At 34.2% G+C, this 13,546-nt stretch carries 8 protein-coding genes; all 8 read right to left on the bottom strand.

What is annotated here, in order from left to right:
• Position 1: 1 nt before the first annotated feature.
• The gene (locus ACJBCC_RS01590) at positions 2-886 is read right to left on the bottom strand and encodes an alpha/beta hydrolase (protein ID WP_299099347.1); all 885 of its coding nucleotides are present in this window, start codon (positions 884-886) and stop codon (positions 2-4) included.
• Positions 887-964: 78 nt separating this feature from the next.
• Complete coding sequence (locus tag ACJBCC_RS01585) at positions 965-3,568, bottom strand: glycoside hydrolase family 2 TIM barrel-domain containing protein (RefSeq protein WP_407556212.1); 2,604 nt, start codon at positions 3,566-3,568, stop codon at positions 965-967.
• A gap of 10 nt (positions 3,569-3,578) precedes the next feature.
• Positions 3,579-5,798: a glycoside hydrolase family 3 N-terminal domain-containing protein gene (locus tag ACJBCC_RS01580; RefSeq protein WP_407556211.1), complete on the bottom strand. Its 2,220-nt coding sequence runs from the start codon at positions 5,796-5,798 to the stop codon at positions 3,579-3,581.
• 6 nt (positions 5,799-5,804) lie between these two features.
• Positions 5,805-8,144 (bottom strand): beta-glucosidase BglX, encoded by a 2,340-nt coding sequence (bglX, locus tag ACJBCC_RS01575; RefSeq protein WP_407556210.1) that lies wholly within the window; start codon positions 8,142-8,144, stop codon positions 5,805-5,807.
• A 6-nt stretch (positions 8,145-8,150) separates the two neighbouring features.
• Positions 8,151-8,948 carry a prolyl oligopeptidase family serine peptidase gene (locus ACJBCC_RS01570; protein WP_407556209.1) on the bottom strand — a complete coding sequence of 266 codons (798 nt, stop codon included), beginning with the start codon at positions 8,946-8,948 and terminating at the stop codon, positions 8,151-8,153.
• A gap of 10 nt (positions 8,949-8,958) precedes the next feature.
• Complete coding sequence (locus tag ACJBCC_RS01565; protein ID WP_407556208.1) at positions 8,959-10,317, bottom strand: glucoamylase family protein; 1,359 nt, start codon at positions 10,315-10,317, stop codon at positions 8,959-8,961.
• Positions 10,318-10,319: 2 nt separating this feature from the next.
• Positions 10,320-11,693, bottom strand: a complete 1,374-nt coding sequence (locus ACJBCC_RS01560; RefSeq protein ID WP_299099338.1) for a glucoamylase family protein — start codon at positions 11,691-11,693, stop codon at positions 10,320-10,322.
• Positions 11,694-11,796: 103 nt separating this feature from the next.
• A complete protein-coding gene (locus tag ACJBCC_RS01555) occupies positions 11,797-13,539 on the bottom strand; it encodes a LamG domain-containing protein (RefSeq protein ID WP_299099336.1) in 1,743 nt (580 codons plus the stop codon).
• Between the last annotated feature and the right edge of the window lie 7 nt (positions 13,540-13,546).

The following is a 13,546-nucleotide window of genomic DNA, read 5'->3' as shown; positions in this document are numbered from 1 at the left end:
GTTACTTAGTTTTAATAATAGTAGTTTGAACAACATCCTCGTCCATTATCGTTTTCTTGAAAAAGTTAAAAACCTTATCTAAATCTTCGAATGGAATTCTTGAAATTTCATGACGTCCACCTTTCACAATATTGAAGTAATAAGAGGTCTTAAATTCTTTTAATTTCTCCACTACAACTTGAGAACCATCGAGAATAATGTAACCTGCTTTTGTTGGTTTACAAAAATGATGTGGTGCATTACCAAATGGAACCAATTGATCTTCTGTTCCGTGAAAAAGAACTGTAGGAATAGCATTGTCCTCATTTATATAACTAGCATCGACAACGGCACCTGCACATGAAAATACTCCAGCAAAATTAACCTCATTATATTTTTCTTTATCAGCAATAAAATAGTCTTTCATAAACACTGCATTAAGTGCGCCTTCTGCTCCTGCACTGCTACCTCCTGCTATAATTTTAGTTGTATCTATTTGCAGCATTTCTGCATTATCTACCAAGAATTTAGCAGCATCTAAAAAATCTATGGTGGCTTGTTTAAAGGTTTCTAATTTTTCATCTTTGGTGCAATCGCAACCAAAACCTGTCGCTTTATCTTTTCTTAAAAGACGATAATCAATAGATACACCAATGTAATTTTTATGTTTTGCGACATGTTTTACTAACTTACTATCTACAGGATGCGCTCTATGACTACCCTGAAATCCGCCACCATGCATCCAAAGCAACACAGGTAATGAATCCGTTTTTTTTATGTTTTTTGGTGTAAAGACATCCAATTTCAGGGTGTCGTTTCCTTTTATAGAATAGATGTATGTTTCCTTATTTTGTGAGGAAAGACCGAATGTGAAAATTGATAGCATTATAATTAATAGGTTCTTCATTTCTATAAGTTTTATCAAATTACATGCCATTACTTATTTTATTTTTCCTGTTAGATTTTAGTGATTTTACCAGAATTTTTAGTCTATTTTTTCTATTAAAATTCCACTCATAACTGTTTCGCCTTTAATAGGGTTTAACGAAATTGTTAAACCTTCATTATTAGTAATATTTACCTTTGCAGAATGTTCTATGCCGTATTTATCTGCATAATCCTTTGCCATATTAAATTGACTTGCTGTTTTTTTATCATTCAATTTAATATCAAAAATGCGATGCATTACATCTGCTTCTGAATTGTCTGTGTCTGTTGTTAAATTAAAAAGTACTTTAGTTTTATTTTTTAATTCAGGTTCTACAAAATATAAAGTCACTTTATAGGATCCATCAGCCAAGTCTACTTTGTAGGTATTACAATCTAAGAGAACGGTTTGATAGACAGCATCGTTAATGGTGTTAGAAACATTAAAAGGAATTAATTTTCTTTTACATTTTCCTGAATCGGTGACATAACCAAATAAATTTTGAGAATATGATCTGTCACTTATAAAAGTAGTTCCCAACACCTCATCTCTAAAACTAATATGTGTACCAACATTAATAGCTAACTTATCTATAGTATTACTTTTTAAGTTCTTTATAATTTTAGCGTTAAAATCCGTTGAATGTGCTGCGTTTTTTGTCTCAACTTTAACGGTGTTTATTCCATCATTAAAACTTACAGTTGCTTTTGCAATTCCAGATTCAAAATTGATATCTTTAATATAATTGTCATTTACATATAGTTGACCTTTTTCTTGATTAGAAAACACTACAATTTCGTGTGCATCTGTATCTACTAATGTGACATCTTTTAAATAATTAGCCACATGAACATACGGCGTTTCAGTTTTTAAAACTGATTGATACCAATGGTAAATTTCTTTAGGCTCACGATTATATTGCACCAAGCCTTTTTGATTAATATGTGGCTTTGTTTCTCCACGAAATTCTGAACCAAAATCCGCAAAATTCCAAGCCGTCATACCAGAAACAAATTCGCGTTCTTTTACTTGATTTACGTAGCCAGAATGCAGCAATAATTGGTATTCTTGAGAATAATCATATCGAGAAGGATGTGTTGCTGAAACACGCACGTCAGCACCTGGCCCATATTCTGAAACCAAAAGTGACCGATTAGGAAAGCGTTGATGCTGATCATCTAAAAAAACACCTAGATCCTTTATTTTTTCATGATACCACCCAAAATACAAATTCCAACCCACTAGCATAGACAGGTCTGCTATCTTAGTTTCGTTATAAAGTTCATTAAAATGTAGCGCCATCACAGTGATATGGTTTGGTGCCTCTTTTCTGGTTAAGTCTTCTAACTGTTTTGCAAGATCGTAGGTAAATATTTTACGTGCTTCTTTTTCCTCTTCAGATTCTTTTTTATCAAAAGCTAGGCCTAAAAAGATCTCGTTCATATAACCCATCATTATTACAGATGGATAGTTATAATATTGCTTTATATGCTCTTTTTGCATGTTAATAGATGTAGCAAAGAAAGACTCAGAATTTGTTACTTTATTTACAATAGGAATTTCCGTCCAAACGATTATACCCAATTCATCACATTTATCATAAAGTTCCCTAGCATGTGGATAATGTGCAAAACGAATGACATTAGAACCCATTTCTTTAATGATATTTATATCTTCCTTTTGAAGTGAAAGCGGAACTGCATTTCCATAATTCTCATAATCTTGATGACGATTAACACCTATGAGTTTAATAGGTTTTCCGTTTAAGAAAAATCCTTTTTTGGGATCTACAGAAGCCCAACGAAAACCGATATTTGATGATTTTGAATCTAAAGTTACACCTTCACTATCCTGAAGACTCATTTGTAATTTATATAAATAAGGATTATCTGGCGACCATAGTTTTGGCGTATTCACTACTGGGAGCGTAACCACAAATTTGTTATTAGATTGTGACTTTAATTTTAATTTTTCAGAATGCGTATTTACAATACTACCTTCAGCATCAAACAAGGTAAATTGCACAACAACCTTTTCCTTTTTCTTGCTTAAATTATTTAGAAGCCCTGTAACCTCAACAGTTGCATTCTCCTCAGAAACCTGCGGGTAATTAATATAAAATCCATCCGAAGCAAAATCATCTAAACTAAAATGCTGTTTTGGTAAGGCAATTAGTTCTACATCGCGATATATACCTCCATAAAACGTAAAATCGGCATCTAGAGGTGGAATATCTTCATTATGAGAATTATCTACGGTTACCTCTATTAAATTAACTGTGTTGTATTTAATATATTCAGAAATATTAAAAACAAAAGCTGTGTAACCTCCTCTATGACTTCCAACTTTTTTACCATTTAAAAAGACCGTTGCTTCTTGGTTAACAGCATTAAATTTTAAATAATGAACCTCTTCTTTTTCTGTAGAAGAAATAAAAATTTGCTTTTTGTAGTAACCTAATCCGCGTCTGTAACCAGATGTATCATCAAAGGCATCTAATTGATTCCATGTGTGTGGAATATTAACGGTTTGCCATTCCGTATTGTTTTCAGAATAGTGCCAACCAGAATTTATAGTTATAGATTGAGAAAAACTAAGGCATGTAAAAACCACACCAAGAAACAAACAAAGGGATTTAATATTATTAATTGAGTGTGGCATAGAGCAGCTATTAATCTATAAGGTTAAATGCGTGTTTAAATTTAAAGTCTGAGTGTGGAGCTATGGCAATTTCAAATTCGCCCGTTTCCACACCATATGTCATTTCACTGTTGTAAAATTTTAAATCTTCAACAGTAATAGTAAATGTTATCGTTTTAGTTTGTCCTTTTTTTAAGAAGACTTTTTCGAAGCCTTTTAGCTCTTTAACAGGTCTTGTAACGCTTCCTACTTTATCATGTATATAAAGTTGAACTATTTCATAACCATCAAATTTACCTGTATTTGAAACTTCAATACTGGCTTCAATTGCATTTGAATACGTCAATGTTTCCGAAGATAATTTTAATTCTGAATATTTAAAGCTGGTGTAGCTTAAACCATGCCCAAAAGCAAACAAAGGTGTATTAGCGACATCTATATAATTACTCTTATAATCTGCCTTTGGCCAGTGTTCTGGTATTGGTCTTCCTGTATTTTTCATGTTGTAATAAATTGGAACTTGCCCAACATTCCTAGGAAAAGTAACTGTTAATTTACCTGAAGGATTCACTTTTCCAAATAGCAAATCTGCAGTAGCTGCGCCACCCATTGTCCCTGGAAACCAAATTTCTAGAATAGCATCTACCAGTTCCACTTCTTTAGACAGATTTAATGGACGACCATTCATTAAAACCAAAGTAATTTTTTTAGTAAGATTTGCTTCACGAATTTTCCTAATCAATTTAGGCTGAATTCCAGGTATTTTTAAATCGGTTCTAGAAGCCGCTTCTCCACTCATGTGATGATCTTCACCCATTACTAAAACAATAGCATCTGCTTGTTTAGAAATCTTTATGGCTTCTTCAAATCCAGATTCGTCATCCGTTAAAATATCACATCCTTTTGCGAATAGGATTTGTTCTGGTTTTAAATACGCTGAGAGTCCTTCAAAAATACTTATAGCCTTACCATACCTGTCACCTTTTGCTGCCCAATTACCTAGAATATCTGCTTTATCTTTTACTAAAGGTCCAATAAACGCAATTGTATTTGTGGTATTAGAAAGCGGTAAGGTCTCATTTTTATTTTGTAACAATACCGAAGATGCTGAAGCTATTTCTTGAGCTTTTGCTAAAAATTCTGGTCTGTATTTTGTTGTTGCCTCTCTTTTTTCATCGATATAACGGTATGGATCATCAAACAAACCAAGCTTATATTTTGCCATAAGGATTCTTTTACAAGCATCGTTTATGTAAGTTTCTGACACCTTTCCATCTTCTACTAATTGTTGAAGATGCAAACGATAAACGTCACCTACCATATCCATATCTACACCAGCATTCATTCCTATTTTTGCGGCATCAATACTATCTTTTGCAAAACCATGATTAATCATTTCATTAATCGAAGTATAGTCTGAAACTACAAAACCATCAAACTTCCATTCATCTCTTAGAATATCTCTTAATGTGAATTTATTACCAGATGTTGGCACGCCATTCAACTCGTTGAATGCAGACATAAAAGCTTCTACACCAGCGTTAACAGCGGCTTTAAAAGGCGGTAAATATACATTTCGCAATTCACCCTCACCCATATTTGTAGTATGATAATCTCTACCTGCTTGGGCAGCTCCGTAAGCCACATAATGTTTAGCACAAGCTAAAATAGTATTGTGTTTTGATAAATCATCGCCTTGAAATCCCTTTACATAAGCCTCTGCAATTCTATTATTAAGATATACATCTTCACCTGCTCCTTCGGATATTCTTCCCCAACGTGGTTCTCTAGAAACATCAATCATTGGTGCAAATGTCCAATGAATTCCTTCCGCAGATGCTTCCTCAGCAGCTATACGTGAGCTTTCTTCAATCATTTTTAAATCCCAACTTGCGGACAAGCCTAAATTGATTGGGAAAATTGTACGATGACCATGGATAACGTCATAACCAAACAATAATGGAATACCTAAACGAGATTCTTCAACTGCAATCTTTTGTAAATCACGTGTACCCTTTACAGACATCGCATTTAGCATTGCTCCCATATTGCCTTCCCGAATATATTTTCCATTGTCCGAGCCTACAAATGGACCTGTTTGATCCCAATTTCCGCTATACATTGTGGTTTGACCAATCTTTTCTTGTAGTGTCATTAATTGCATTAATGAATCTACTTTAGCCTCATAATTTTGAGCAAAACTGATCTGAATACAACTTATAACAACAATATATAGAGGTTTTAATTTCATTTTATATTATTTAGTCAGTTGAAATTCTTTCATCATCTTAGTTCTAGAATCTGTACCTACAAACACATGAAATTTTCCTGGTTCTGCAACAAAATCTAAATCTGAATTATAGAACTTTAAGTCTTCTACTGACAATTTAAATGTAACAGATTTAGTTTCTCCTTTTTTAATTTCAATTTTTTGAAAGCCTTTTAATTCTTTTAACGGTCGCGTTACAGAGCCAACCACATCTCTAATGTAGAGTTGCACAACTTCCTTTCCGTCATAATCACCAGAATTTGTCACATCTACTGAAACATCTATGGTGCCATCCATATTTATAGAATTAGTACTAATTTTAAAATTAGAATAATCAAATTTAGTGTAGCTTAATCCGTAACCAAATGGATATAAAGGCTCATTACGCTCATCGATATAGTTACTCTTGAATTTTTCAAATTGACCTTCTTCATTCGATAAAGGTCTTCCTGTATTTTTATGATTGTAAAAAATTGGAATTTGCCCTACACTTCTAGGAAATGTTGCAGTTAATTTACCTGATGGATTTACATAGCCAAATAACACATCTGAAATTGCCAAACCTGCTTCACTCCCAGGAAACCAAACATTAAGAATTGCCGGTACATTTTCATTTTCTTCAACCAATTCTAAAGGTCTACCAGTGAATAAAACTAGAACTACAGGTTTACCTGTTTTTAAAAGTGCATTCAATAAATCTTTCTGAACTTGAGGAATTCCTATTTCTGTTCTACTACTACTTTCTCCACTAAACTCTGCTGATTCTCCAATAGCTGCAATAATGACATCTGCTTTTTTTGCAATACTTAAAGCTTCATCTAAAAGTTGCTTATCTGTTCTACCATCTCTTGGTATATCTTTATTGAACATGGTGGCTCTTTTTTCAAGCTCTAGATCATAATCAATATTACTTCCTTTTGCATAAAGTATATTAGCTGTATTACCAACAATCGTTTTTAAGCCAGACAGGAACGGATTAGATTTTTCTTGTTGTGTCGCTACACTCCAAGTACCTGCCATATTTACTGCATTATTTGCTAATGGTCCGATTAGTGCAATCGTTCCCTCTTTTTTTAACGGCAAAAGATTATTCTCATTTTTAAGTAACACCATAGATTCTGCACCTACTTTTCTAGCAAAAGCTCTATTTTCGGTTGTAAACACCTCCTTTTTTGCTCTTTCTGAATCACAATACTTGTATGGATCTTCAAACAATCCTAGCTCATATTTAGCGGTTAACATACGTTTTACAGCAGTATCAATTTCTACCATAGATACCAATCCTTTATTATAAGCACCTTTTAAAGATTTTATAAAGGCGGCTGAAGCAACTCGCGAATCGCCAGCCATATCCATGTCTATACCTGCGTTTAGTGCTTGAGAAACAACTTGTTCTTCGCTACCCATACCGTGAGCCATCATCTCATAAATACCAGTATAATCGGTAACAACAAATCCATTAAATCCCCAATCATCTCTTAATAATTCTGTTAATAACCATTTATTTCCTGTTGCTGGCACACCGTCAATTTCATTAAAAGATGCCATAACTGAACCAACACCAGCATCTACTGCTGCTTTATAAGGCTCTAAATATTCGTTATACATTCTTATTTTACTCATATCAACCGTATTATAATCTCGGCCAGCTTCTGACGCGCCATATAACGCAAAATGCTTTACACATGACATTAGCGTGTTATTTTTGCTTAAATCATCTTGCTGATATCCTTTTACCATAGCTTCAGCAATTCTACTTCCTAGGTAAGGATCTTCACCGTTGCCTTCTGAGACTCTTCCCCAACGTGGATCGCGAGAAATATCTACCATAGGAGAGAATGTCCAATTAATACCATCTGCACTAGCTTCAGTTGCTGCCATGCGAGCTGTTTTTTCAATTAATTCTAAATCCCAAGAAGAAGACAAACCTAAGGGAATAGGAAATGTTGTTTCATAACCATGTATAACATCCATACCAAATAGTAATGGAATTTTCAGTCTACTTTCCTCAACAGCAATTTTTTGAACTGCTTTTATTTTTTCAACAGATTTAATATTAAACATACCACCAACTAAACCGTCTTTTATCTTTTTACCTACGTTAGAACTTGTTCCCTGACCAGTTGTAATATCTCCAGATACAGGTAAATTTAGTTGACCTATTTTCTCTTCAAAAGTCATAAGGGCTAAAATAGAATCTACTTGAGCTGCATATGGATTTTTATCTACCGAAGAGGACTGCGCAGAATTAGTTTCAGTTTTACAACTTGTAAAAATCAACGTAATAATTGCAAGAATTACGAATTTTGAAGTCAATTGATTTGTCATTTTAATTTATTTAGAATTTGAAAAAAGCCATGTTAATAATTCTGGTTCGGCAAAAGCAGGATCCCAACTGTTATGATTTGCAAAATCGTAGATGGTCAATTTAGGAAATCCGCCTGCACTCAGTATTGCAGACGCCATACTTAGAGATAATTTAGGATCAACAACATCGTCTTTAGCACCATGAATTATCCATAAAGGTACATCTGTTGCATAGGATACTGCGGATTCTGGATCACCACCTCCACAAATAGGAATTGCTGCTGCAAACATTTTGGGTTTGCGATATAAAATTTCAAAAGTTCCCATGCCACCCATTGACAAACCCATTACATAAACTTGGTCTGTTTTTACAAATGGTTGGCTTACCATGTTATCCATTAAATCCATTACTAAAGCCATCGCTGTAGTAGGATTATCATTGTATTTATATTTGAAAGTAATTGGTTTTGTAGTACGATCAGCTTCGAGTTTAGACCAATAATCACCTTTAGCACATTGAGGAAATATTATAATTGCAGGTAATGAATCTCTAGTGGTTTCATTTAAAAATAAACTACTACCATGCACAAGTTGGTTTTTATTATTATCCCCTCTCTCACCTGCACCATGAAGAAATAACACCAAAGGATATGTTTTTGATTCATCAAAGTTTTCAGGTAAAAGCATTCTATAATTTAAAGTATCTGAATCTACAACATGCGCTTCATAAGAAAATAGATCTTTAGATGATTTTCCTTCTTGTGCGTTTAACGAACAAAATGAAGTAAATAATACCAATGAAAAAAAAGAAATAAAATGTTTCATATATATGTTATTAATAATTATACCCAAGTGTTGTTAAACCATTTTGCACATCTGCATTCTGCATAAACAAATCCCATAATAAACCAGTTCTGTAGTTTTCTATCATAATAATTTGCGGACCTTGATCTATGGCTAAATAACGTTCTGTTACCCAGTCATTAGACTCAGGACTAAATGCATCATAAAAGCCTGCTGCACCTAATAAAATAGCCTTCTTTGAATAAAAATAATGCATTGCTGCTAATGATTCTTCTGGTGTATATGGAATTGAACTTATTGCTGCTGTTGGAGAAATCACACCTATATCATGTTGAGGATCGTGCGCTAAGTAGCCTGTTGAGCCATCTGTATTTCTTGAATAACTTGCTGTTAAACCCCAACACTCCTCACCATAATCTTCAAAATCATTTGGATTGTTAACACAGTATTGATAATTAATTTTGGTATGATTCACATTTAAATCCCAGTAATTCGCATATTGATCTGTTAAGTTTTCGGGATTTAAGCCTAAGTGCGAATAATGTGCCCAAAATAAGGGACCAGTTCCAGAACCTGCATGGTCTAGAATTAATGGTATATTGTATTGACTAGAAGATGTCACAATATTACCGTTACTTGCCCATCCTTGATGATACACTTCCGTCGGTATTGTATAATCTGGTGAAGCAGCTCCCAATACAAATGCAATAAGCGTTTCATTATAACCTTTTAATTCTAAATTAATTGAAAATCCATTAGTAGGACTCCAATGCCAGTATAATGCATTCTGGTTTTGAGTGTACCAATCCCATTCTACACCTTTCCATAATGTGTCTGCCTGAGTTGCCAATGCTGCCTCCTCCGCAGAACCATCTTTAAAATATTCTTTTACACAAATTAAACCTTGTGCAAAAAGTGCTGTTTCTACTAAATCGCCACCGTTATCTTGATCACTAAAAGGAATTACGTTACCTGTATTACCATCAATCCAATGCGACCAAGCTCCATGGAAACGATCTGCATTTTCAAAAAAGTTTAAAATTTGATCTAATCTGTTAAAACCCTCTTCTCTTGAAATATATCCTCTTTCAATACCAACTAGTATTGCCATCAGCCCAAAGCCACTACCTCCTGTTGTGACAACATTTTGACTGTTTGAAGGATCATTAGGATGATAACGCTCTTTTGCTGCACCAGAATTACTTTCTGCAAAATCCCAAAAATATTTAAACGTTAATTCTTGAGTTAAATCCATTATTTCCTCGTCAGTTAATGTTTCAACAATTGGATCATCATCACTAGGATCGTAAGGTTCTTGCCAACCTGGTCCATCATCTGAACCACAATTGAACAAAAGGACTACAATAATTAATAAACTATATTTTTTCATATTTAATCTCTTATAGTGTAAGTAAAGCCTAGTTTATCTAAGCCTGCTTTGACATCTGTATTGCTCATAAACAAATTCCACAATAAGCCAGTTCTATAATTCTCTATCATTACCGGAATTGGCCCTTGATCTATTGCTAAGTACCTTGGTTTGCTCCATTTGTCATGCAAGCTAAAGGCATCATAAGGTCCATACTTGCCAATTAAAGAATCTTGTTCTTTATATAGATATTTTAGCATTTGCATACTCTCTTTTGGTGTATATGGAAATGAAGAAAGTGCTGCTGTTGGCGAGATAACGCCTAAATCTGCTCCTGGTCTATGACCCGAATACCCCTTTATTGAATAGCTCGATGTTAGTCCCCAAAGATTTTCGCCGTAACCTCTATATTCTTTAGGATTTTCTACCGCATATTTATAATGAATTTTAGCATGGTTTTGAGTGAGCTCCCAATAATCTGCATATTGATCTGAAAGCCCATTGGGATCTAATCCTAAGTATGAATAGTGTGCCCAGAAAAGGGGTCCTATTTGTGCCTCGTTATGTTCAAAATAATCTAAAACCAAAGGTAAATTATACATTGAATCTTTAGAAATAATATTTCCGTTACGTGCCCAACCTTTATCGTATACAGATTTTTTAATTGAATGTGTAGGAGAAGCAGCTGCGAGTACATACATTATTAAACATTCATTATAACCACCAACTGGAAAATTCATTTCCCATTCATATTCAGGCGACCAATGCCAATATAAAACATCTTCTCCATTTTTTGTATACCAATCCCATTCAACTGTTTTCCATAATTTATCTATTTTATCTCTAAGTTCTAATTCTTCAGGATTGGTTCCTTTAAAATATTCAGAAACGGTAAGTAATCCTTGGATCAGAAAAGCTGTTTCAACTAAATCTCCACCGTTATCCTTTTTTCCGAAAGGGTAAACTTTACCTGTTTCTCCATTGATCCAATGTGGCCAAGCACCATGAAAACGATCGGCTTTAGCTAAAAAACTTACTATTTTATGATACCTACTTATAGCTTGTTCTTTAGTTATCCAACCCCTTTCTACACCAACCAATATAGCCATTAGTCCAAATCCACTTCCACCTGTTGTTACTGTATTTTTTGGAGATGATGGATACTTATCGTCCATATGAATACGCTCTCTGGCCAAACCTGAGTTAGGCTCTGCACCTTCCCAAAAATAGTTGAATGTTTGATGTTGAACTTTATCTAGAAGCTCTTCATTAAAAGACTCACTTTCTTCTTGTATAGCTTCACTTAATTCTTTGGTGGTATTGGTATTACTACAAGAAAATATGAGTAATAGCCCAGTTATCAAAATCACAAAATGTATATGTTTTGATTTTTTCATTTACTAAAATTTAGATAAACTTTAGCTGCATTTATCATAGACAAATACAGCTAAAGGTATAAAGACTAATTCAAACAAAATATCTTATTTAAAGACAATACTATTATAGCATTGAAAGTATTTCTGTGTGAGAAAGTGCTTTTTTAAATATTCTTAAATCATCCATTGCACTCTCATCGGAATTATGATTCCATCCTGTAAATCTTGGTGCTCCAGACATTATAGATAACACATCACAATCCGTCCAATCTATACCTGAGAATTCGCCTTGTTTTACCACAACACCATCAATATATACAACACATTCTGTAGCTGATATTGTAAACGCGACTTGATGCCATTGGTTACTTGTAGGATCAATATCTGCGTCTGCACCACCATCAAACCAAGAATCGGCTGTGCCGTTACCTGCATTTAATTTTATTCTTTGTAATCCACCTGCATTTTCTCGGAATAACCTAAAACCACTAGATCTATTGTTTTGAGCATCTGGATTATCCGCATCTGGTGGACCTATTACTAAAATACCTGCTCTATCTGGCGTTTCATTTACTTTGTATCTAAACACTGCAGAAAACTCTTCGTTTAGTAAGCCAGCTGTTGGGAAAGTTAAATACGAATCAGTTGCACCTAAATAAGCATTATTTCCTTCATAAGCATCACTAGATCCTGTATAAGAAGGGTTTCCTACTTCTGTACAATCTTCATCACTGTAACTATCGGTATAACTACCATTAAACCCTAGTTTAAAAATTTCGTCACTTTGCGCAATCATTCCAACAATTTCATCTTGTGATAAAGCGATATTGAATAATCTTAAATCATCCATATAACCACTATCAGATTCATGTCCCCAACCTGAAAACCTTGGAGCACCAGACATTATAGATAGCACATCACAACCAGTCCAATCAACTCCACCATCTAATGTGCCTTGCTTTACGACTTCTCCATTGATATAAACAACCGCTTCAGATTCTGAAATAGTAAATGCAATGTGTACCCACTCATCTGTTGTTGGGTCTACATCTGCATCAGTACCTCCATCAAACCAAGAATCTGCAGTACCATTACCTACATTAAGCTTAAAACGTTGCATGCCTCCTGCATTTTCTCTAAATAATCTAAATCCACTTGTTCTGTTATTTTGGGCATCAGGATTTGCATCATCTGGTGGCCCAATAACTAAGACACCTGCACGGTCTGGATCTGCATTAACTTTGGTCCAAAATGAAGCACTAAATTGATTTCCTAACAATCCACTTGTCGGGAATGTTAAATAAGAATCTGTAGCACCAGCATAAGCACCTGAACCCACACGAGCTTCTGGAGCAAAACTTGGCATACCAACCTCTGTAGCATCCGTAACTGTTACCAATTCAGTATAACTACCATCAAAATTCATGTAAAATGTTTCTCCACTAAAAAGTGGTGTATAAGGTGGTTCTTTACTAAAATTTGACGTTGCTATAGTTTCATTCCCTACTATATCTACAGCAGTAACTTGTAATACGTGTTCACCAGTTGTAATGTTATCGTAAACAAATTCACTATTAAAAATTCTATAGTCTAAAAATGAATCGAAAGCTGCAATAACTTGTCCATCTAGACTTACAGAAACTGACATAATTTCAATGTCATCTTCTACTCTGAACTCTATTGCTGTTGAAGTCACTGGTTCTGGCACTTGTATCTCAAAACCTTCACTTGGTTTTACAATAGAAATAACTGGTGCTCCAACATCGTTACCTGGATCTACCGCTGTGATTGGATCAATCCCTTCGTAACAAGAACCTAACATTAGCAAAGCCGTTAATGCAAATATGTATGTTTTTATATTTTTCATTTTCTTA

This window comes from Winogradskyella sp. 4-2091 (genome assembly GCF_045765065.1).
GTDB lineage: Bacteria > Bacteroidota > Bacteroidia > Flavobacteriales > Flavobacteriaceae > Winogradskyella.
Note: the sequence above shows the minus strand (reverse complement) of the source record. Positions and strands in the feature narration are given on the sequence as shown.